Origin of the sequence: Actinoplanes sp. NPDC048967, from assembly GCF_040649415.1 — a bacterium.
Classification (GTDB): Bacteria; Actinomycetota; Actinomycetes; order Mycobacteriales; family Micromonosporaceae; genus Actinoplanes.
This window is the reverse complement of sequence record NZ_JBEZFL010000005.1, coordinates 668,916-688,668: the sequence shown is the minus strand read 5'-3', so window position 1 is coordinate 688,668 and position 19,753 is coordinate 668,916. Positions and strand designations below refer to the sequence as shown.

The following is a 19,753-nucleotide window of genomic DNA, read 5'->3' as shown; positions in this document are numbered from 1 at the left end:
GACCTGCGCCTTCATGGTCAGTGCCTCGTGCGGGGCCGCTCGGAACGCGGCGTCTCTCCCTCGGGTGCCGGTCTGTGAGAACCCGGTTGGATCGGGTGTACCCACAGGACGGCTGTCGCAAGCGCGGAAACTTGCTGATGTCAGCGTGCCTGTCAGCGGACACACAGTCAAGGGTTCCGCCACGGGTCGGTCCCGCGCCATCGTCCACCGGACGTGGCATAGCGACTTTAGCGTACGAAAAGCGGGGGCTGGCCACATTTGTCCGTCAGCCATCCGACGGCCGGCGAAACCGCCTCTGACCAGGTATTTCATTGTCCGGAAACAGGGCAGGCGAGGACCCTAGCGGGTCCTCGCCTGCGCCGAGGTGAAGCGGTGGAGCTCAGGTCACTTGAGGGTGACCTTGGCGCCCTCGCCCTCGAGCTTGGCCTTGGCGGCCTCGGCCTTCTCCTTGTTGACACCCTCGAGGATCGCCTTGGGGGCGGCCTCGACGGCGTCCTTGGCCTCCTTGAGGCCAAGGCCGGTCAGCTCACGCACGACCTTGATGACCTGGATCTTCTTGCCGCCGTCACCCTCGAGGACGACGTCGAACGAGTCCTTCTCAGCCTCGGCCTCGGCCGGGGCAGCAGCGCCACCGGCGGCGGCGACGGCGACCGGCGCGGCCGCGGTGACCTCGAAGACCTCTTCGAACTGCTTCACGAACTCGGACAGCTCGATCAGCGTCATTTCCTTGAACGCGTCAAGCAGCTCGTCGGTGCTGAGCTTCGCCATGTCTGGCAACCTTTCGTTGTTTCTGTGAATGGAAAGTCGAACTTCCGCGCGGCCTGATCAGGCCTCGGCGGAACCGTCCTGTGCGCGCTTGTCCTGCAGAGCCGCGGCCAGCCGGGCGACCTGGGCGAGCGGGGCCTGGAACGTGGCCGCCGCCTTGGTCAGGTTGCCCTTCATGGCGCCGGCGAGCTTCGCCAGCAGCACCTCACGGGACTCGAGGTCGGCGATCTTGCTGACCTCTTCGGCCGAGACGGCCTTGCCCTCGAAGACGCCGCCCTTGATGATCAGAACGGGGTGGGCCTTGGCGAAGGCACGAAGGCCCTTGGCCGCCTCGACCGGGTCCCCGCCCACGAAGGCGAGCGCGGTAGGACCGGTGAACAGCGTGTCGAGGCCCTCGATACCCGCGTCGGTCGCCGCCCGCTTGGCGAGCGTGTTCTTCGACACGGAGTACTTGGTGTCGTTGCCCAGCGAGCGCCGCAGCTCGGTGATCTCGGAAACCGTGAGGCCGCGGTACTCGGTCAGCAGGGTGGCCGCGGAGTTACGGAAGTTCTCCGTGAGCTCGGCGACGGCAGAGGCCTTGTCGGCCCGGACCGGCTTGTCCGCCATGTCCCTCCTCTCTCAGTGCTCAGCCGCTGGCCGGAACTTCTCAGCGGGCCCGAGCACGAGAAACGCCCCGGCGCAGGGCGCACGGGGCGGGACATGGACACGTTGCCGCGTCGACATGATCACGAACCGTTCTCCCCTGCGCGGGCCGCCCGAATGCTGCGGGACCTTCGACCGCCACTTCCGTCCAGGACAGGAAGGGCGACGACCAGCGGTCTATGGGTGGAACTTCTCGGCAAACTGTACGCGAGCGCGAGCGCTACCTCCAAATCACCGTCATGAGCGGCTGCGGCGCAGGCGCCCGTAACCGCCGAGGGCAACCGCGCACCACAGCGTCGTCCAGCCGGCGAGCAGCCAGAACGTCCTCGCCGGGGGCAGGTGGTCGGCGCTCAGCGCACGGGCCGTCGCCATCACCGGCGGCACCAGCCACGGGGCGACCGAGCCGCTCAGGCCGAGCACGACCACCAGCACGGAACCGGTCACCAGGACGATGAGGCCGTTACGGACCGTCCGGGTCACGGCTCGGCTGGCCAGGGCACCGAGCGCCACGGCGGCGGGCACTGCCAGCAGATGAGCCAGGACGCCGAGCGCGATGCCGGCCGCCAGGGACGGCTCGGCGGAACCGGGCTCCGGGGAGCTGATGGCGTGGAACGGCCACCACGGCACGAGCAGAGCCACGACGCAGAACCCCAGGCCCAGGATGGTTGCGGCCAGCAGCCCGGCTGCTGCCTCGCGGCGGGCGCCGACGGCGAGGCGGGCCAACCGCCGCTGGCCGTCCGGCTCGGTGTCCAGCACGAGTTTGGCCTGCCAGGCCAGCATCGGGAAGAGCATCACGGCGGAGTAGCCGTAGGCCGGGGCGGCCGGTGACGGGCCGCCCCCGTGGATGACGCCGAGCAGGGCCAGGGCGGCGATCAACGGGGCGAGAGCACGACCACCGCGCACAAAGGCGGTGAGGCGCATGCGGACGAGGGCGGTCACCGGGGCGCCTCCCCGTCTGCCGGTGCGCGGCCGGTTCGGCGTATCCCCAGGACACGGTGACCGTCGGCACGCAGCCGGGCCACCGTGTCGTCGGCGTTCGCCCGGCGGACGGCGACCTCGACCACGACCTCGTCGCGGTCACCGACCCGGTCGGCCGCCACGTCGACGTAGACGGCACGGTCGGCCACGACCTCGTCGCGGTCACCGGCCAGGTCAGGCGCCACGTCGAGATGGACGGCGCCGTCGACCACGACCTCCTCGCGGTCACCGGCCAGGTCAGGCGCCACGTCGAGATGGACGGCGTCGTCGACCACGACCTCCTCGCGGTCACCGACCGGGTCAGGCGCCGCGTCGACGTGGACGGCGCCGTCGGCCACCGTCCAGCGGACTGCGTCCGGCAGGCCGGCTATCTCGCCGCGGTGGTCGCTGACCAGCACCGCTCCCCCGGCCGCGGTGACCTCACCGACGATGAGCGGGATCAGCGTGCGGGCGACGGAGTCGAGGCCCTCCCACGGCTCGTCCAGCACCAGCAGGCCAGGGGTGACGAGCAGGGCCTGGGCCAGGCCGACCTTCTGCGCCGTGCCCTTGGAGAGGTCGGCCAGCCGGGTGTGCCGGTGCTCGGCGAGGCCGAGGCGCTCGACCCAGTGCTCGACCCGGGCAGTGCCGCGCAGCCCGCGCAGGGCCGCCATCCGCGTCAGGTATTGCCCGGCGGTGAAGGGCTGGTCGGCCGGGAAGCGCTCGGGCACCCAGCCGACGATCGGCGGTCTCTCCCGCACAGCGCCTCGGCCCGGGCGCAGCACTCCGGCGGCGAGCTGGAGCAGCGTCGACTTGCCGGCGCCGTTGCGGCCGAGCACGACCACGGTGGAGCCGGGCTCGACAGTGGCGTCCACCGTCCGCAGGGTCCACTCGGCCCGGCGTGCGTACCGGAACCAGACCTGGTCGAATCGCACGCCGGACAGCTTGGCACAAAGAAAGCCCCCGGGATGATCCCCGGGGGCTTCCTGTGGACAGGTCAGGCGTCGGCGTTGTCGCCGCGCAGGTTCTTGACGACGTTCGGGTCGACCGGCACGCCGGGGCCCATGGTGGTGCTGACGGTGACCTTCTTGAGGTACTTGCCCTTGGCCGCGGACGGTTTGGCCCGCAGGACCTCGTCGAGGACCGCGCCGTAGTTCTCCACCAGCTGCTCCTCGGAGAACGAGGCCTTGCCGATGATCAGGTGCAGGTTCGAGTGCTTGTCCACCCGGAACGTGATCTTGCCGCCCTTGATGTCCGAGACCGCCTTGGTCACGTCCATGGTGACCGTGCCGGTCTTCGGGTTCGGCATCAGGCCACGGGGGCCGAGGATGCGGGCGATCCGGCCGATCTTGGCCATCTGGTCCGGCGTCGCGATCGCGGCGTCGAAGTCGAGCCAGCCGCCCTGGATGCGGGCGACGAGCTCGTCCGTGCCGACCTCGTCGGCGCCGGCCGCGACGGCCTCCTCGGCCTTGGCGCCCTGGGCGAAGACGATCACGCGGGCCGTCTTGCCGGTGCCGTGCGGCAGGTTGACCACGCCGCGGACCATCTGGTCGGCCTTGCGCGGGTCCACACCGAGGCGCATCGCGACCTCGACCGTGGCGTCGAACTTGGTGGGGCTGGCGTTCTTGGCGATCTTGACAGCCTCGGCCGGCGCGTAGAGCGCGTTGAGGTCGATCTGCTCAGCTGCCTTGCGGTACGCCTTGCTGCGCTGCATGTCTCTCTTACTCCTGTGGTAGATGGCGGGACGCGCCGTTCGCGCCCCTCCCACGACTTCCGTCTGTGAACTAGATCTTGGCGACCTGGTTGAAGTTGAGCTCCACCGGCGTCTCGCGACCGAAGATGGAGACCAGTACCTTCAACTTCTGCTGGTCGGCATTGATTTCACTGATCGAGGCCGGCAGCGACGCGAAGGCGCCGTCCGTGACGGTGACCGAGTCGCCGACCTCGAAGTCCAGCACGCGGACCTCAGGCTTGGCCTTCTTCTCCTCGGCCTCGACGGCCGGGGCGAGCCACTTGAGCACCTCGTCGAGCGAGAGCGGGGCCGGGCGGTCCACCCGGTCGGTCGCACCCACGAAGCCGGTCACCCCGGGCGTGTTGCGCACGCACGAGTACGACTCGGGGGTGAGATCCATCCGGACCAGGATGTAACCGGGGAAGACCTTGTTCTGCACCTGGAGGCGCTTGCCGTTCTTGACCTCGACCTCTTCGCGGGTCGGCACCTCGACCTGGAAGATGAACTCCTCCATGTCGAGGCTCGTGATCCGGGTCTCGAGGTTGGTCTTGACCTTGTTCTCGTAACCGGCGTACGAGTGCACCACGTACCAGTCGCCGGGGGCGTAGCGCAGCTTCTGGCGCAGCTCGGCGACCGGGTCGTAGTTCTCGTCCACCTCCGGGGCTTCCACCTCGGCGGCTGGCTCTTCGCTGGCGGCCTCGACCGACTCGGCATCGTCCGCCGTCGCGACCGCGGACTGCTCGTCGGCGGCCAGGGCGGTCTCGTCGTCGTACTCAGGCACGCTTGCTCACTTCCGTAACTCTCAGCTTCAGTTGCCGAACGTCGCCAGGATGGCCTTGCCGAACCCGTAATCCAGGAGCGCCACGATGGTGGTCATCACGGTGACGAAGGCGATCACGACGCCCGTGTAGGTCAGCAGTTCCTTGCGGGTCGGCCAGATGACCTTACGCAGCTCGCTGACGACCTCGCGGAAGAAACCGCCGATGCGGTTGCCACCGCGCCGGCCCTCACGCTTGGTCGACACGCTGCCGGACTCGGCCTTGTCGCCGCCACGGCTCTCGGACTCGTCGGCCGCCTCGATGGCGTCGTCCTGGACGTCGCTGTCGGTGTAGGCCTCATCCTCGGGGCGGTCGCCTGCAGCGTCGTCACCGGGTCGCTTCCTCTCGGCCACTTCCGCCCTCTTCCGTCGTCGATGGGATGTCGCATCGGCGCCGTATGCGGCGGTCGGTCAAGCCGGCCGCCCGCCGCCGGGCGAACCGGCCATGGGGCCGGTCCGGTTACTGGGCCGATCGGTGCGCAGGGGTGACAGGACTTGAACCTGCAGCCTGCGGTTTTGGAGACCGCTGCTCTGCCAATTGAGCTACACCCCTTTGTGAGGCATCCTGCCCGTCGCAGCGCGAAAGGCAGGGTTCATTACCCCACGGCGGACCAGTGTACGGGTAGGTCCGCGTGATTCCCAACCCGGGCCTACCTCTTGCGGATGGTGGCCCTCGCGAGCGACAGCACCTTCTCGCCGCCGCAGGTCGCGGTCAGTTCCAGCTTGGTCAGCCCGTCGTCGGTGACCTCCTTGATCACCCCGCTGACCACCACTTCGGTGCCCTCGTCGGTGTCCGGCACCGGCACCGGCCGGCTGAACCGCACGCCGAACTCGACGACTGCGTCGGGCGCACCGGCCCAGGCGGTGACCGCACGGCCGGCGAGAGCCATCGTGTACATCCCGTGGGCGATGACGCCGGGAAGGCCGACACTCTTGGCGATCCGGTCGCTCCAGTGGATCGTGTTGAAGTCGCCGGAGGCACCGCAGTAGCGGACCAGGTCGGCCCGGGTGACCGTGAACGTCTGGGTGGGCAGCGTGTCCGTCATGATCAGTTCTCCCCGCGCTGGACGAGCTTGGACCAGACCGTGACCACCGGCTCGCCGGCCTCGGTGGTGACCTCGGTGCGGGTGGTCAGGAAGTCGTGACCGCCCCGCGAGGTGATCTCGTCCACCGTGTTCACACAGACGAGGGAGTCGCCGGCCACCACCGGGCGGGTGTAGGCGAACTTCTGGTCGCCGTGCACCACCCGGCTGTAGTCCAGGCCGAGGGCCGGGTCCGCGACGATCTGCCGGCTGGCCGCCATGGTGATCACGACCGGGAAGGTGGGCGGGGCCACCACGTCGGGATAGCCGGCCGCGCGAGCAGCCTCCGGGTCGTGATACTCGGCGTCGGTGGCACCGATCGCGGCGGCGAACTCGCGGATCTTCTCGCGGCCCACGAGATAGGGCGCGGTGGCCGGCCAGCTGCGGCCGACGAAGGACTGGTCGAGGGGCATGAGGCGAAACTACCTGCCCGTCACCGCCCGGGTAAACAGAAGTGGCGGCGACCCCGGAGGGTCACCGCCACGCCGTCGTACGGAAGATCAGCGGGTCTCGCGGTGCAGGGTGTGCCGGCCGTCCCGGGGGCAGAACTTCTTCAGCTCGATGCGGTCCGGGTCGTTGCGGCGGTTCTTACGGGTGATGTAGTTGCGCTCCTTGCACTCCGTACACGCCAAGGTGATCTTGGGACGGACGTCGGTCGCCTTGGCCACGGCGGGGTGCCTTCCTGCTAACGGGATTCACATACGACATACCAGCGTAGACGCTAGTCACGCGGACATGCAAAACCGGCGGACGGATGCCCGGGTTCGTACGGCATCCGGGACGGGTCCCGGATGAGTAGCGGTGGCCGGACTTGAACCGGCGACACAGCGATTATGAGCCGCTTGCTCTGCCATCTGAGCTACACCGCCGCGCCAGGCTCACGATCGAACGCCCTCACCGATCTTGGCGAGGGCGAAGGACGAACCCGGTTGGAGCCCCCTTACGGAATCGAACCGTAGACCTTCTCCTTACCATGGAGACGCTCTGCCGACTGAGCTAAGGGGGCGCGCGCGATCTCTCGCGTGATGCGCAGACAGAAGCTTACACGGCTGGCCAGCCCAGGTGAAATCGCCTCCCCGGTGTGGCGAAATCGCTGGTCAGCGGCCTGTCATCCGACGGCCCGCAAGCGGCGCACCTCGCCGGTCGGTGTCTCCTCCGGCTCGGTCTGGGCGCTGAGCCAGGTGTTCAGCCGCTCCACCGGCAGCGGCCGGCTGAAGAAGTAGCCCTGCCCGATCTCACAGCCCATCTCGGCCAGCAGGTCGAAGGTGAGCTCGCTCTCCACGCCCTCGGCGACCACGGTGAGCCCGAACTCGCGGGACAGCCCGACCACCGCCCGGACGATCGCCAGATCCCCGGAGTCGGTCGCCATCCCCTGCACGAAGCTGTCGTCGATCTTCACCTCGTGCACCGGCAGCTGCCGCAGGTACGACAGCGAGGAGGCGCCCGTGCCGAAGTCGTCGACCGAGAGCCGGACACCGAGGTCGCGCAGCCGGTACAGGGTCGGCAGGGCCCGTTCGATCTCGCCGAGCATGCTGGGCTCGGAGATCTCGAAGGTCACCTGCTGCGGCGGCACTCTGTATTGCTTGAGCAGCTCGTGCACCTGGTCGGGGAAGCGTGGGTCCAGCAGGGTGCGCGCGGACAGGTTCACCGCGATGGAGAGCGGCCGGCCGGCGTCGGCCCACTCCCGGCAGTGCCGCAGGCCCGCGGTGAGCACCACCTCGGTCAGGCGGTGCAGCTGACCGGTGTGCTCGGCGACCGCGACGAAGTCCTCCGGGGACACCTCCCCGTGGGCCGGGTGCTGCCAGCGCGCCAGGCACTCGACCCCGATCAGGTGCCGGTCCTGGATGGTGACCTTCGGCTGGAAATGCACCTCGAGCTCGCCGGAGTCCAGGGCCCGGCGCAGATCGGCGGCCAGGCCCAGGCGGCGCACGGCCCGGGACTCCAGCGCGGGGTGGAAGAGCTGAACGCCGTACGGCAGCGCCTTGGCCGCGTTGGCGGCCAGCTCGGCGCGGCGCAGCAGGGCGTCGGGGTCGTCGCCGTGGTCCGGCTGCACGGCCACGCCCGCAGCGGTGTCCACGTCGAGCGTGAGCGTGCCGACGGCCATCGGGCCGCGGAGCTGCTCCCGCATCTCGGTGGCCAGCCGTACGGTCTCCTCGGTGCTCTCCGCCCGCAGGGTGACCACGAACTCGTCACCGCCGATCCGCCCGACGAGCGCACCCGCGCCGGCGATCTTGCGCAGCCGTACGGCGACCTCGGTGAGCAGCTTGTCGCCGGCGTCGTGCCCCATCGACTCGTTGACGTCACGCAGCCCGTCGACGTCGAAGAGGATGACCGCCACCACCTCACCGGGGGTACGGATCTTGACGGACTCGGTGAGCGCGTCGGTGATCCGCCGGCGGTTGGGCAGCGACGTCAACCGGTCGTGGTACGCGTCGTAGCGCAGCCGTTCGACGAGGCGCGAATTCTCGACCGCGGCGGCGGCGTGCGCGGCGATCGTCTCGACGACGCGTACGTCCGTGGTGGTGAAGTGTTTGAGATCGCCGAGCCGGTTGATCACCTCGAGGGTGCCGATCACCGCCTGCCCGGACCGCAGCGGCACGACGATGCAGTCCTTCAGGCCGGCCTCCTGCAGCGCCGGCAGCAGGTCCTGGTCGGTGTCCAGCCGAGACCCCACCGCGACACTGCGCCGCTCGGTGGTGGCCCGCCGGGTCAGCTCCGGCGGCGTGCGGCTGAGGTCGAGCAGTCCCTGCGCCTCCACCTTGGAGGTCAGCAGGACCTCGGGATGGCGCCCGGACTCAGGAAGACGGAAGGTCGCGTACTCGGCCTGCATCAACGCCCGGGCCCGCACCAGCAGCGAGTCGATGAGGCTGACCCCCTGGCTGGACTCGACCACCGCGTTGGCCAGCTCGTAGAGCTCGGCGAGGGTGTGGTGCTGGCGCAGGAAGTCCGAGTAGGACCGGTAGGCCAGGCTGAGCACTCCGGCCAGCACGAAGAGCAGGAACGCGGACCACCAGGTGGCGTCGAGCGCGACGATGAAGACGAGCCCGATGACGATGCAGACCTCGGCGGCGAGCAGGCCCGGCCACGCGACGCGCAGCATCTCCAGGCCGGCCTGGACACCTTGCAGGGTTGCCATCAGAGCGACCATGGCCAGCAGCGTCACCAGCGTGGTGACCGTGGCCGCGACGCCGAGCACCAGCCAGGTGCCCGGGCCGGTGCCGTGGATGTCCGGCAGGACCTCGAGCACGATGCCGCCGGTCGCGACACCCGCGCCGGCGCGGGCGACGTTGAAGGCCAGCTTGTCGACGCCCGCCCGCAGGCGTAGCTCCTTGATGAGCATGGCGGTCACGGTGACCGCCACCACCAGCACGGCGGGCGCGAAGAAGAACCCGATGACGATCGGAATCTCGATCAGGCCCAGCGCGACGCCGTGCCGGCGGATCTGGATGTACCGCGAGCCCATGCCCAGCAGCACGAAGAACGGCAGGCCGAGCACGGCCAGCAGCCAGTAGTCGGACCAGTCGTCGTGGCGCAGAGCGAGCACGACGCTGAAGACGATCGTGATGATGGACAGAGTCCCGGTGATCAACCAGACGTACTCAGCTGATCGCCGCGGTGGGGACTGACGCCCTGCCATCCAACGCCCCTACCGGTCGGTGTGCTCCAGACGTGGTGTCGAGTGAAGCGGCCGTGGTCCGGCCTCGATCAGTGCCACTCGAAGTCGAACTGGGCCTCGATCACGGAGATGGGCGCGGCGACGGTGGCGTTGCTGCCCACGGCATTCGTTGCGAGCAACCCACCGAATGACAGACCGAGCGCCACGAACAAGCCGGCGGTGAAGCGGCCGAGCTTCTTTGTGAACATCTATGGCTCCTGTGCTGAAGGTGTCAGTCGGGGTGGGGGTTCCATGATGGTGCCACACGCTGAGTACGTCAGACACCGCCGAACGGCGGGTCGGAACCGCACATCCCGAAATCTTGACTGAACGGCTGAGGTGTTCATGAAGTTAGGGCACACAAAATTGAGGCCTTTGGGCCCGATTTATCGCGAGAAGTGAGCGCAATTCGCTTCGGTTTGTCAGGCCAGCTTGACGTCAGGGAAACCTGACGGAAGACTCCGATTCATGACTACTCCCGACGAACTGGAGCAACAGCACACGCTCTCCACCGCCACAACGCGTTACGACGAGCTGAGGATGCGGGATGCCCTCGCGGCGATGACGGCGGACGCCGACAACCCGCCGCTGTCCCGCGAGGAAGCGCTGGAGTTGCTGGCCCTCAGTGAGGTGGTCATCCGCAAAGCCGGCTATGGACGGCAGGCGATGGTGCGATCCGCGCGGGGCAGCGGGGCGTCGTGGAATCAGATCGGGGCGGCGCTCGGCACGAGCAAGCAGGCCGCGTGGGAGGCGCACAACCGGTGGATCGAGGAGCAGGCGCGGCAGCATGAGCTGACCGGGTTCGAGGGACTCGACCCGGACGAGGCCTCCAACGCCCGCGGGCTGGCCGGTCCCCCCGACTGAGAACGCCCGGGTCCAGCCGGCCGGCTGAGCACGGTCGCCGCCTGCCGGCGGCGGGTCAGGCGCGGTCGCCGGTCGCGGCTGGGCGGTCGGTGGCGCTGTACTGCGACCAGGAACCCGGATAGAGCCGCCCCACTCCGAGGCCGGCGTGCTCCAGGGCGAGCAGGTTGTGGCAAGCGGTCACGCCTGAACCGCAGTAGGAGACAACGTCCGCGCCCTCCCCCACCCCCACGGCGGCGAACCGCTCGCGGAGCTCGGCGACGGGCAGGAAGCGGCCGTCGCCGCCGAGATTCTCCCGGCACGGCAGATTCCGCGCGCCCGGGATGTGACCCGGCCGCGGATCGACCGGCTCGGTGTCACCCCGGAACCGCGCCGCGTCGCGCGCGTCGAGGACCACGGAGGAACTGCCGGTCGCGTCGTCGATGCCGGCCAGGCGGTCGGTGGGCCAGGGCCGCGGCGTGAAGACCGCCGGCGGCCGGTCCGGCTCATCACGGACCAGTTCCCCCCGGTACGCGGCGAGCCCGCCGTCGAGCAGCGCAGCCTCGTGCCCGGTGGCGCGCAGCATCCAGACCAGTCGAGCCGCGATGACACCGCCCGCGTCGTCGTACCCGATCACCGTGTCGTCGTCGCCGATGCCCGCCGCGGCCATGCCCGCCGCGAAGACCTCGGGATCCGGCAGCGGATGCCGGCCGTCGGCCGGCGAGCCGGGCCGGGCCAGCCAGCGATCCAGATCAACGAAGACCGCACCCGGCAGATGCCCGGAGTCGTACGCGGCGCGCCCCGACCGGCCGTCCAGATACCAGCGGACGTCGGCGAGGACCACCCGGCCGCCCTGCTCCCGCACCCACGCCTGGTCGACGACCGGATCGATCACGTTGACTCCTACTTACTTACGTCTTCCGCGGACCTGCGCCTGCGTGGCCGGAAACGCACCAGCGCGACGGCGACCAGGGCGACGGCCAGCACAGTCGCGGCGAGTCTCGCGGAGCCAGTGAACAGGGCCTGCCCCAGCACCATCAAGAGCAGGGCCAGGCCGAAGAGCAAGTGGTACAGGGCGGCGGCGCGCACGCCGGGGAAGTTTCGCGCCGTGCTGGCCGGGGCGTGGCCGGTGACCAGCATCCTGACCCCGAACAGGGCCAGGACGAGCCCGATCACACCACCGACCAGCAGCGTCGCCGTACCAAGGTTCATGGCCCTCAGTCTGCGCCGCCGCCGGCGCGCTTACCGGTAGTTCGTGAACTGCAGCGCGACGCCGAAGTCCTCGGCCTTGAGCAGGGCGATGACGGCCTGCAGGTCGTCCCGCTTCTTGCCGGTGACCCGGAGCTGGTCGCCCTGGATCTGCGCCTGCACGCCCTTGGGACCCTCGTCCCGGATCTTCTTGCTGATCGCCTTGGCCTTGTCGGCCTCGATCCCCTCGATGACCTGGCAATCGATCTTGTACGTCTTCCCGGACTGCCGCGGGTCGCCGGCCTCGAGAGACTTCAAGGAGATGTTCCGCTTGACCAGCTTCTCCTTGTAGACGTCGAGCGCGGCAACGGCCCGCTCCTCGGTCTCGGAGGTGATGGTGACGCCGTTCTCCCCCGACTTGGCGATGACGGTGCCGGTCCCCCGGAAGTCGAACCGGGTCCCGAGCTCCTTCTCCGCCTGGTGGAAGGCGTTGTCGACCTCCTGGCCGTCGACCTTGCTGACGATGTCGAACGACGGGCTGGCTGCCATGATCAGACTCCTGCTGGTGGGCCACGTATCGATGTCCGCGGAAGGCCGCGACGGGCCCCCGACATGCCGACCGTACCCGGTTGTGAATCCCGCCGTCGGTATGGCTATCCTGTTCTTCGTCGCTGCGGGGGACCGCGGCGGCATGCCCAGGCGGGTTGCCCGAGCGGCCAATGGGAGCGGACTGTAAATCCGTCGCGAAAGCTACAGAGGTTCGAATCCTCTACCCGCCACAGGCAAGCAAAAGAGGCCCCTGACCAGCAGAGATGCCGGTCGGGGGCCTCTTTCGTGTGTCTCACTGGGTCTCAGTCAGTCCCGTTGAATCTCGCGATCTGTCCCCCATACGTCCCCCGAAAATCCCGGACTTGATCATGCGCTGCTACTGACCCCGTTCGGTCCCTTGAGGCCAGCAGCGCAGGCTCACCGCTGTAGCACGACGGCCCACAGCGGCTGCATGGCCGCGCGTGCATGGGCGGGTGCATGTTCGGTATGGAAGACGAGGCCACCGTCCCAGTAGATGCAGTCGACTCCGTGGTTGTGCAGAAGCGCGATGTCGGGATCACTCGGACGGGCTGGCAGCAGGGCGGCAAGGTTGGTGACGGGAACCGTCACGTTCACCGCGTAGTCGAGCAACTGGCCGAGCGCTTCCCGTACGTAGCGGTGGTCGGCCCCGCGCTTCGCTTCGATGTTGGTGCCGTCCTCGCCAAGGTAGAGGTCAGTGTGGCCGACCGCCGATCGCAACCGATGCTCGCCCTTGTCTGCGAGTGTCTGCCTGTAGAGCCCGACGAGAATGGTCTCCGCACGGCGGACCTTCACTGTGCCCGCCCTACGTTCGTACTCGGTCTCAGTGACGTTGGCTTTCTCGGCGGCCACGATCTCGGCCGCCGAACGCAATGCAGCCAACAGCTTCTCTTCTGCCGCTTGATCCCGGTCCTGCATGTCTGGCGTTGTGTCCGCCTCGCTCGGCGCCGCCAGGTCTACTGCTAGCTGGTGGGCGTCGGTAGGGCTGTAGCCAGGAACCCTCACTCGTAGCCGGATCCGTTTGGTGCTGTTGCCGCCGCGGACGCCTGGCCGCTGCGCGATCGTGGCTTGCGCGGTAGTAAGCCTTCGCCTTAAGGCACCAAGGTCAGGAACGCCCACGAGAGGAAACGGACCAGCCAGGATGGTCCGTTCAGTCTCAGGAATTCGGTGACGACGCTTTCACTGCCCTAGGCTTCAAGCCGGCCGCATCAGCAGCAAATTAGCAACGGGCGTCGCTCACTCTCCCGGTCGGCGCGGGTGGGCATTTACAACCACCTTGACCACTTTTTCAGTTATATAGAGAACGCGCGCCAGGCGAACGGCTGCCAGTAAAGCACTTAACATCAGCATCAGGGCAAGTGGCGAGTTCGGGGCATCGTCGGTATCTGCAAACAACGCCACCAGCCCATAGATGAGAGCTACGGCTGTCCATTTTGAGGCGATGGTATACGATCGAAAGATCGCAGCCCAGTGGCGAGTACCTCGCAGAATCTCAAACCGCGGCGCGCTGGCATAGCCAATCACAATAGTTAGCGAAGCCATCACGAATCCCAAGATCGTACCCTCGAGACCAACGATCGCCGGGTAGACGTCGCCTCGGCGTCCAGCGAGGTACTCATGTATAGCCTTATTGACAGGCGCCCACTGAGCAAGCGGTATAGCCACCATGGTCATCATGATGAATTCAACCCATAGAGATATGTCGCGCTTCCAGGTCGTGGTCGCCGCCCTCATTGTCGCCCCTGCCTTCACGTCCGCTCGGGTGGAGCCCTCTCGACGCTAGCAGTGGGGGCTGACAAAAGATCTTGGCGCAGCTCTACGTACGCGTCCTCAATGTTCCGAAATGCGTCTTCTGAGTCAAGTACGCGAGTTCGCTCGCCGAGACGCAGGATCTTCCGCGAGCTGATCAACTGGTCTTGAAGCAGGTTGATCTCGTCCACTTTAGTGCTGCCCTCTTCGACAACAGACGCTTTAAACTGGGAGACGTTGTCACGAAGATCATCACGACGCACCATGTCGCGAATGAACTGCAAAGTACGATCAGCGAGGTTCACGCGCTGGTACGGCTCCGGCCCTAACATGACACCAATTGTTTCGGCATCATTGCCTTCAGCCAAAGCCTCCAAAGCATTCCCGGTGCGCTGATCCAACTCTTTTACGGTCTCGATGTAGGAACGCCTCACCTTGAGTTCCATCGCTCGAACACCAGTTTTGCTCCTGAGCTTTTCTAGCATATCATGACGCAGAATGGATTCGAGCGTAAATTCCGGAACACGTCCCGGTGCAATTCGCTCTAGATATGCCGGGAATCGAGAGGCACGTGGGCCGTAGAAGTTGTACTCCATTCCCACCACGCCTTCGGGAAATATGCAAATGTGACACACCTCGCATAGGCCCTCCTCTTCCGCAAGAGCCAAGTCCTTGAGCTTCCCGTAAGCCTCGGACTGAGGAAGGGCGTTGCGCCTGATTGTTCCGAACTGAACCCGGAAGACCGACCCGAGAGCGCCAATCCAGGCACACAGGAGGCTTCCGTCAGATTGCATGAAATACCGGCCACCGCCTTGCTCAAAAGGCAATCCGTCTACGTACTGCAGGACGGGACGAAAATCAATTGAGCGCGGCTTCAGCGACTCGTCTGCACCCGCATCGACACGGTAAAAGTAGATCTTTCGATCTGCTGTCGGTCTCGTCGACCTGGCCGGTGTACTCACGCATCCACATTGGCATATCGAACCTGCACTGTCACGATGATCAAGAACTGAACGCGGCGCATGCCGCAAAGCGTCAAGTACCTGACTGATGCCTTGCGCTCAAGGCTGGCACCAGAATGTCCCATTTATTTCCGTTACCACCCTCCTGTCCCCAAGTCTCCCCCGAATCATTGACGCGAGCGGGCGTAGCCGTGGGTGTTTGGCCGAGGCTGCAACCTCGGGCCTGTATCAGTAGGAAGCATGACCACGACGCCGCCCGAGCCGTCTAGGAACCCACAGGACTGGCCGGACAACGTGCACCTATTTGCCAGGGCAGAAGATCATCTTGAAGCCTGGAAATACGTGCTGCTAACCAACCCAGACGGATCGGCCAAGGTTTTGGACGAGACGAATTTCCGCCGAGGATATGGCTCCGAGCGAAGCCGCCCGGCCACAAGGGATCCGATGCAGATCTACCCATTTGCACGTTCAAAGACATCGGGGAAGAGCCGGGGCGCCCTAACGTCCACTCCTACGAGATTCACGGAATGGTAGATACCACAGACCCAGCGTATCTATTGTATTTGATCTTCGACCCTCCCAAATAATGCAAGGCCAGGTCAACGCCTTCAGCTCGTCGGACATCGTGGTGACCTCTATGAGAGACCTAGCAGATGCGCCTGCCCCCGTGTCCCCAGTGTTCTCGCAGACCCGATTGAACCGGGAAACGCCGGGGACATCTGCAAGGAAGACGGTCCCCGGCGTTAGGGCGTACGACCAGCCGCGATCAGCGATTCACTTTCGTCGCCTTGGTCCCCTTAGCGCTTTCCGCCAGGTACACGCTTGCACCAATGCGGCACGTCGAGCGCTCGCGCGACGGAGCCTTCGAGCCGGCGGACCTCCGGCAGCGCGGTATCTACCCGCAGCGGGATGATCACCTGGCAGGTGAGGCGCAGTCGCTTCGCCTCGTTGCGCAGGTGCTCCCGAGTGCGAGCCGCCACGTCAGTGCTGAGACGGACGGCGCTGCCGACGTAGTCGATGAGCAGCTTGGACGAGACCGGATGACGGTGACCGAGCAAGTACACCGCGACCGGCCAGGCACAGTGCGAGCCGACCGGCTGGACCAAAGGATTCGGGTGGTCCAGCGCGTCCTCAGCGAGGGAGCACAGATCCCGATAGAGGCTCGCCGTGAGGCGCATCGTCACTCGTCGTCCTCGGTGTCGTCCTGCACGGTGGGTGCGCCGACGTCGGGCAGGTCGTCCTCCTCGCCGAGGGCGTCGAGCACGTCTTCGGGGCCGTACTTGGCGTAGAGCTGGGTGAGCAGTGGGGGGAGTTTGGTGTAGATGTCCTTCTTGCTCAGGCGGAGCCGGGGCATCAGCTTGCGCTGCTGGTCGTCCACGGCGGCGGCCATGTCCAGGAGCCGCTGCCTCGCCGCGATCAGGTTCTCGATCAGCCGCTGTTCCTTGTAGCGGTAGTCCTCCTCCGGCGACTTCGGCGTGTCGTCGTCCGGGGTGTCGTTCTTGTCGGTCGGCTTGGGAAGCTCGCCGTCGGCGATGAACGCGAGGGCACGCACGCGCATGTTGCCTTCCCACCAGGGCGTGGAGTAGTGCAACTGGTCGCCGTTGCCGTCCTTCTTAGGGGTGCCCTCGATGTCGAACTGACGCGGCCGCTCCAGCATCTCGCCGTCGGCCCACGCTACGGCGTCGGCGAGGACGTTGATACCGCCGGCCGTCTTGGCGAGGGCTTCGACGACCTTGTCGACGCCGCCGCGAAGCTCCTTGATGCCCCGCACGGTGGACTCCTGGTCGCTCAGCAGCAGTCCGGCGGCGCACAGGGCCGGCCCGCCCCGAGCCATGAGTTCGGCGATCCTGTTGGACACTTCCGCCTGACCGTTGTCCAGATCGTTGAGGCACTGTTCGCGCAGGGTATCGCTGTCGACACCGGTCAGCTCCCATTCCCAGAGCAGCCGGTCCGGGGTGAAGGCCCGCATGAGGGCGCGTTCGGCGGTGGCGGCCGGGTCCTCGAACTGCCGGACGACCAGCGGGCCGATCAGCCTGGCGCGCTTCACTTTCGTGAGCCTGGCCCCATCCTCGGTGATGACGAAGTCGCGGACCAGGGCATCGTTCGCCCCCGCGGTGACGGCTTCCACGAGCGTCGCTGCCCGCATCGAGGGCTTCCCGCCCACGTCGGGCTCGCGGCCGAGGATGGCCCGCGACTCGTCCTCGTTCAGCCATCCCTCCTTCTCCAGGGTGAGGACGAACCGCTCACCGATCACGTTGCTCTGTGCGGCCTCGCTGAAGGGCCGCGGCTGGACGTGCACGCTCTCGACATAGTCGTTGACCACGACCGGGAAGCCGCTGGAGATGGGCGTGACGCCGTCGGCCTCGACCACGCCGACGACGATCAGGGCGGGCATCGTCGCGGCGCGGGCCGCAGCCAGGCTCCGCGGCGAGGTGGGGATGGTGTTGAACTTGTCGATCAGACGCGCATGGGTGGTACGCAGGAAGTCCAGCGGCGCTTCGCTGTGCTGGATCGGCGCTGTGGGCGAGACGTCGATCAACTCGTGGCACGCCTCGACGCGGGTGCTGCCGTCGATGGTGTGCAGGAACCAGAACTCCTTGACGCCCCCACCGGGCAGCTTGATGTAGGCGCGCGCCAGTACGACGACGGGCGGGTTCCAGACGCCACGGGGGTTACGAGCGATCTGCGTCATGAGGTCCTGCGAGCGGATCTCCTCGGCGCTGAGCTTCACGGCCGCGGTCATGTCGTCGAAGCTCGTCGGGTGGTAGTCGATGATGGCCGGCTTGTGGTGCCGACCGATCGGCCACGGACGCGGGCGCACACCGTTGCCAGCGCTGGTCTGGATCACGTACCGGCTCCGGCCGTTGCCGCCGTCGCCGGACACGAGCGCCGGCCACACCCGAGTGCTGAGCGCCAGCAGGAAGTTGCCATCGGGCGTCTGGATCGCCCGCAGGTGGCCGACGACGTCCTTGGGGTCGATGGCTGTCCGCTCACTGGCGGGGTCGACCAGCGCTGCGGCCAGGGCGAAGGCAGCCTCGGGCGGCAGGCTCCAGGCGGATTCGAAGCGCTTGGCGGCGTTCTTCACCGCTGTGCCGTTGGCGAGGTTAGGGAAGTCGATCGGCTGCTTGTTGAGCACGAACGGGGTCGTTGACGTAGACATACGAGTCCTTAGAAGAGTGGGAACAACGGACGCCCAGACGTAGGGGCGTAGTCCCGCGGACTCGTGTCCCAGTGGCCCTTCCAACGCGTGGCGTGGGTCCGATCTGGCGACCGAGCTAACTCGAAGACCACCGGCGGTGGACGGGATCAAGACCTGGCGTGCGGCGAGACGGTCCGGAGACCTCGCGCCTACCCCAGACCCCGACGACCCCGCTCGTTCGGCGGACTCGACTAGGTCAGTCGCTTCCGACAGTAACACCCGACTGCGACAAGTCGCTGCCGGCGACTCCCGATAGCGATCTACCGCGTATCCACTGTCCCTCCTGTCCCCGCTGTCCCCGAGGTGGGTTGAGCAGGAAAAACGCCGGGGACATCCGCACGACACACTGTCCCGCGCTCGGGATCCACGACCGCCGAGGCTAGCTCTCCGCCTTGTCAGTCGAACGTGCCCGGCCCGGTCCTCCCTTGCCGGATCGGGAGCCGCGAGGTCGAGGACGCCCGCGAGCAAGCCGCGAAGCGCTCCGCCGCCAAGGCGGGCGCCACCCGCAGGGCGAACAAGGCCGCGGCTGACCGGATAGTCAAGACCGGCAAGCGCCGGATGCGCAAGGAGCTGGACGAGATCCTGACCGCCGCCTGACCGACACCGGAGCTGAAACAGAGGGCAGCGATCCCTTCTGTTTCAGCTCCCCTGAGTTCGAATTTCCCCCATACCTCCCCCAGATGCGTGTCGCTACCGCGTTTCGGCAGTTCAACGGGGGGTGCGCAACACGGACTGTAAATCCGTCGCGAAAGCTACAGAGGTTCGAATCCTCTACCCGCCACAGGCAAGGTGAACGGCCCCGGAAGCTGCGGAAACGCGCTCCGGGGCCGTTCTCGTTCAAGCCGAGCAGACCCGCCGAAGCACCAGCAGCCCGCACCAAGGCCCCGGACGCGCCTTCTGAGACACCCCAATGCCAAGCCCACCGGTCCGCTCGGCGTGCCGGCGAGGCTGCCCGGTCGTTGCATCCTCGGGGGGCGACGTGGATTTCACACCGGCTGTTTTTCTCAACCTGGGCGGCGGGCTGGCCGAGGTCGGCGGGCTGTGGGTGGCCGCTCTCGGCTTTCGGCGTACGTGGCGGGATTTCAGCGGCGAGCAACAGCGCTTTCTGCCCTCGGTCACTCCGACTTTGGACCGGCTGACCACCTGGCTCACTCGGCTGTTCCGAACGGGTCTACCGGATCGCGCCACAGCGATTGACCTCTCTGGCAGCGTCCACTTCAGCGATACGGCGACCGCCACCATGACGTACGCCCGGCTTCCCTCGATCGCCGACGACCCGGCCGGTTTCGCCCAGATGGTTCAGACCCGCGTGGACGGACTACTGCAGCGCACAGATGAACTTGCGGCGGGTCTTGCTCGTGCCACTGCGGCTGCTGATGCGCGGCAGAGAGAGCTGACGGCCGTCGTCGAGAAGTTGCGAGCGGAGGCGGAGAGTCGCGTGCGACAGATCGCAGTGGGCGGTCTCCGCGCGCAGGTGCTGGGCTGGCTCATGCTGATCATTGGAGTCGTGCTTCAGACCGTCGGGAACATCGTCTAGAGCCGCCCTGCCGATCATGGCGGTCATCCCGCTACCGCCACGGGGAGCCGTTCAGGCGGCGCGC

At 67.1% G+C, this 19,753-nt stretch carries 23 protein-coding genes and 5 tRNA genes; 5 read left to right on the top strand and 23 right to left on the bottom strand.

Going from position 1 to position 19,753, the window contains the following annotated elements; all coding sequences use genetic code 11:
• Positions 1–384: 384 nt before the first annotated feature.
• The 15 genes from rplL to AB0C12_RS24970 form a co-directional block, all read right to left on the bottom strand.
• Positions 385–768 carry a 50S ribosomal protein L7/L12 gene (gene rplL / locus AB0C12_RS25040; protein ID WP_203776602.1) on the bottom strand — a complete coding sequence of 128 codons (384 nt, stop codon included), beginning with the start codon at positions 766–768 and terminating at the stop codon, positions 385–387.
• 57 nt (positions 769–825) lie between these two features.
• Positions 826–1,371 carry a 50S ribosomal protein L10 gene (rplJ, locus tag AB0C12_RS25035; protein WP_360551791.1) on the bottom strand — a complete coding sequence of 182 codons (546 nt, stop codon included), beginning with the start codon at positions 1,369–1,371 and terminating at the stop codon, positions 826–828.
• A 273-nt stretch (positions 1,372–1,644) separates the two neighbouring features.
• On the bottom strand, positions 1,645–2,346 hold the full coding sequence (locus tag AB0C12_RS25030) for a hypothetical protein (protein WP_360551789.1): 702 nt from the start codon (positions 2,344–2,346) through the stop codon (positions 1,645–1,647).
• Positions 2,343–3,296 (bottom strand): ABC transporter ATP-binding protein, encoded by a 954-nt coding sequence (locus AB0C12_RS25025; protein WP_360551787.1) that lies wholly within the window; start codon positions 3,294–3,296, stop codon positions 2,343–2,345. Before AB0C12_RS25025 ends, AB0C12_RS25030 begins: the two co-directional genes overlap by 4 nt.
• A gap of 62 nt (positions 3,297–3,358) precedes the next feature.
• Complete coding sequence (gene rplA / locus AB0C12_RS25020) at positions 3,359–4,075, bottom strand: 50S ribosomal protein L1 (protein WP_360551785.1); 717 nt, start codon at positions 4,073–4,075, stop codon at positions 3,359–3,361.
• Positions 4,076–4,145: 70 nt separating this feature from the next.
• On the bottom strand, positions 4,146–4,874 hold the full coding sequence (gene nusG, locus AB0C12_RS25015) for a transcription termination/antitermination protein NusG (RefSeq protein ID WP_360551783.1): 729 nt from the start codon (positions 4,872–4,874) through the stop codon (positions 4,146–4,148).
• 27 nt (positions 4,875–4,901) lie between these two features.
• Positions 4,902–5,264 (bottom strand): preprotein translocase subunit SecE, encoded by a 363-nt coding sequence (secE, locus tag AB0C12_RS25010; protein ID WP_360551781.1) that lies wholly within the window; start codon positions 5,262–5,264, stop codon positions 4,902–4,904.
• 126 nt (positions 5,265–5,390) lie between these two features.
• Positions 5,391–5,463: transfer RNA gene (locus AB0C12_RS25005), tRNA-Trp, on the bottom strand.
• A 97-nt stretch (positions 5,464–5,560) separates the two neighbouring features.
• A complete protein-coding gene (locus AB0C12_RS25000; protein WP_360551779.1) occupies positions 5,561–5,956 on the bottom strand; it encodes a MaoC family dehydratase in 396 nt (131 codons plus the stop codon).
• Between the two features lie 2 nt (positions 5,957–5,958).
• Positions 5,959–6,405, bottom strand: coding sequence for a MaoC family dehydratase N-terminal domain-containing protein (locus AB0C12_RS24995; protein ID WP_360551777.1), 447 nt, complete (start codon positions 6,403–6,405; stop codon positions 5,959–5,961).
• A gap of 87 nt (positions 6,406–6,492) precedes the next feature.
• Positions 6,493–6,660, bottom strand: a complete 168-nt coding sequence (gene rpmG, locus AB0C12_RS24990; RefSeq protein ID WP_015618978.1) for a 50S ribosomal protein L33 — start codon at positions 6,658–6,660, stop codon at positions 6,493–6,495.
• Positions 6,661–6,788: 128 nt separating this feature from the next.
• Positions 6,789–6,861, bottom strand: a tRNA-Met gene (locus AB0C12_RS24985).
• 61 nt (positions 6,862–6,922) lie between these two features.
• Positions 6,923–6,998, bottom strand: a tRNA-Thr gene (locus AB0C12_RS24980).
• 102 nt (positions 6,999–7,100) lie between these two features.
• A complete protein-coding gene (locus tag AB0C12_RS24975) occupies positions 7,101–9,629 on the bottom strand; it encodes an EAL domain-containing protein (protein ID WP_360551774.1) in 2,529 nt (842 codons plus the stop codon).
• 68 nt (positions 9,630–9,697) lie between these two features.
• On the bottom strand, positions 9,698–9,856 hold the full coding sequence (locus AB0C12_RS24970; RefSeq protein WP_360551772.1) for a hypothetical protein: 159 nt from the start codon (positions 9,854–9,856) through the stop codon (positions 9,698–9,700).
• A 259-nt stretch (positions 9,857–10,115) separates the two neighbouring features.
• Here AB0C12_RS24970 and AB0C12_RS24965 point away from each other — a divergent pair, with 259 nt between their 5' ends.
• The gene (locus tag AB0C12_RS24965) at positions 10,116–10,511 is read left to right on the top strand and encodes a hypothetical protein (protein WP_360551770.1); all 396 of its coding nucleotides are present in this window, start codon (positions 10,116–10,118) and stop codon (positions 10,509–10,511) included.
• Between the two features lie 55 nt (positions 10,512–10,566).
• Here AB0C12_RS24965 and AB0C12_RS24960 read toward each other — a convergent pair whose 3' ends face one another.
• Genes AB0C12_RS24960 through AB0C12_RS24950 form a run of 3 tightly spaced genes read right to left on the bottom strand, consistent with a single transcriptional unit; the run spans position 10,567 to position 12,224 of the window.
• Positions 10,567–11,382, bottom strand: coding sequence for a sulfurtransferase (locus AB0C12_RS24960; protein ID WP_360551768.1), 816 nt, complete (start codon positions 11,380–11,382; stop codon positions 10,567–10,569).
• A gap of 8 nt (positions 11,383–11,390) precedes the next feature.
• Positions 11,391–11,699, bottom strand: a complete 309-nt coding sequence (locus tag AB0C12_RS24955; RefSeq protein WP_360551766.1) for a hypothetical protein — start codon at positions 11,697–11,699, stop codon at positions 11,391–11,393.
• Between the two features lie 30 nt (positions 11,700–11,729).
• Entirely contained in the window at positions 11,730–12,224 is a 495-nt protein-coding gene (locus AB0C12_RS24950; protein WP_360551764.1) for a YajQ family cyclic di-GMP-binding protein, read from the bottom strand.
• A 149-nt stretch (positions 12,225–12,373) separates the two neighbouring features.
• On the opposite strand from AB0C12_RS24950, the gene AB0C12_RS24945 reads away from it, so the two are divergent.
• Positions 12,374–12,454: transfer RNA gene (locus AB0C12_RS24945), tRNA-Tyr, on the top strand.
• Positions 12,455–12,641: 187 nt separating this feature from the next.
• On the opposite strand, the gene AB0C12_RS24940 is transcribed toward AB0C12_RS24945, so the two are convergent.
• The 5 genes from AB0C12_RS24940 to AB0C12_RS24920 form a co-directional block, all read right to left on the bottom strand.
• Positions 12,642–13,160 carry a hypothetical protein gene (locus tag AB0C12_RS24940; RefSeq protein ID WP_360551762.1) on the bottom strand — a complete coding sequence of 173 codons (519 nt, stop codon included), beginning with the start codon at positions 13,158–13,160 and terminating at the stop codon, positions 12,642–12,644.
• A 318-nt stretch (positions 13,161–13,478) separates the two neighbouring features.
• Positions 13,479–13,976, bottom strand: a complete 498-nt coding sequence (locus AB0C12_RS24935) for a hypothetical protein (protein WP_360551760.1) — start codon at positions 13,974–13,976, stop codon at positions 13,479–13,481.
• 14 nt (positions 13,977–13,990) lie between these two features.
• Positions 13,991–14,953, bottom strand: a complete 963-nt coding sequence (locus tag AB0C12_RS24930; protein WP_360551758.1) for a hypothetical protein — start codon at positions 14,951–14,953, stop codon at positions 13,991–13,993.
• 797 nt (positions 14,954–15,750) lie between these two features.
• Positions 15,751–16,137 carry a hypothetical protein gene (locus tag AB0C12_RS24925; protein ID WP_360551756.1) on the bottom strand — a complete coding sequence of 129 codons (387 nt, stop codon included), beginning with the start codon at positions 16,135–16,137 and terminating at the stop codon, positions 15,751–15,753.
• The gene (locus tag AB0C12_RS24920; protein WP_360551754.1) at positions 16,134–18,113 is read right to left on the bottom strand and encodes a hypothetical protein; all 1,980 of its coding nucleotides are present in this window, start codon (positions 18,111–18,113) and stop codon (positions 16,134–16,136) included. Before AB0C12_RS24920 ends, AB0C12_RS24925 begins: the two co-directional genes overlap by 4 nt.
• Positions 18,114–18,557: 444 nt before the next feature.
• Here AB0C12_RS24920 and AB0C12_RS24915 point away from each other — a divergent pair, with 444 nt between their 5' ends.
• From AB0C12_RS24915 to AB0C12_RS24905, 3 genes are all read left to right on the top strand, one after another.
• Positions 18,558–18,749: a hypothetical protein gene (locus tag AB0C12_RS24915; RefSeq protein WP_360551752.1), complete on the top strand. Its 192-nt coding sequence runs from the start codon at positions 18,558–18,560 to the stop codon at positions 18,747–18,749.
• A gap of 105 nt (positions 18,750–18,854) precedes the next feature.
• Positions 18,855–18,933, top strand: a tRNA-Tyr gene (locus AB0C12_RS24910).
• Positions 18,934–19,131: 198 nt separating this feature from the next.
• Entirely contained in the window at positions 19,132–19,689 is a 558-nt protein-coding gene (locus tag AB0C12_RS24905) for a hypothetical protein (RefSeq protein WP_360551750.1), read from the top strand.
• The last annotated feature ends 64 nt before the right edge of the window (positions 19,690–19,753 follow it).

What these genes read in the sequence shown, in the direction of transcription:
- AB0C12_RS24935 (WP_360551760.1), bottom strand. Translation starts at nt 13,976, where the DNA reads ATGAGGGCGGCGACCACGACCTGGAAGCGCGACATATCTCTATGGGTT.
- AB0C12_RS24950 (WP_360551764.1), bottom strand. Translation starts at nt 12,224, where the DNA reads ATGGCAGCCAGCCCGTCGTTCGACATCGTCAGCAAGGTCGACGGCCAG.
- AB0C12_RS24965 (WP_360551770.1), top strand. Translation starts at nt 10,116, where the DNA reads ATGACTACTCCCGACGAACTGGAGCAACAGCACACGCTCTCCACCGCC.
- AB0C12_RS24970 (WP_360551772.1), bottom strand. Translation starts at nt 9,856, where the DNA reads ATGTTCACAAAGAAGCTCGGCCGCTTCACCGCCGGCTTGTTCGTGGCG.
- rplA (WP_360551785.1), bottom strand. Translation starts at nt 4,075, where the DNA reads ATGCAGCGCAGCAAGGCGTACCGCAAGGCAGCTGAGCAGATCGACCTC.
- rplL (WP_203776602.1), bottom strand. Translation starts at nt 768, where the DNA reads ATGGCGAAGCTCAGCACCGACGAGCTGCTTGACGCGTTCAAGGAAATG.
- AB0C12_RS24940 (WP_360551762.1), bottom strand. Translation starts at nt 13,160, where the DNA reads ATGCAGGACCGGGATCAAGCGGCAGAAGAGAAGCTGTTGGCTGCATTG.
- AB0C12_RS24955 (WP_360551766.1), bottom strand. Translation starts at nt 11,699, where the DNA reads ATGAACCTTGGTACGGCGACGCTGCTGGTCGGTGGTGTGATCGGGCTC.
- AB0C12_RS24920 (WP_360551754.1), bottom strand. Translation starts at nt 18,113, where the DNA reads ATGTCTACGTCAACGACCCCGTTCGTGCTCAACAAGCAGCCGATCGAC.
- AB0C12_RS24975 (WP_360551774.1), bottom strand. Translation starts at nt 9,629, where the DNA reads ATGGCAGGGCGTCAGTCCCCACCGCGGCGATCAGCTGAGTACGTCTGG.
- rplJ (WP_360551791.1), bottom strand. Translation starts at nt 1,371, where the DNA reads ATGGCGGACAAGCCGGTCCGGGCCGACAAGGCCTCTGCCGTCGCCGAG.
- AB0C12_RS25000 (WP_360551779.1), bottom strand. Translation starts at nt 5,956, where the DNA reads ATGACGGACACGCTGCCCACCCAGACGTTCACGGTCACCCGGGCCGAC.
- AB0C12_RS24995 (WP_360551777.1), bottom strand. Translation starts at nt 6,405, where the DNA reads ATGCCCCTCGACCAGTCCTTCGTCGGCCGCAGCTGGCCGGCCACCGCG.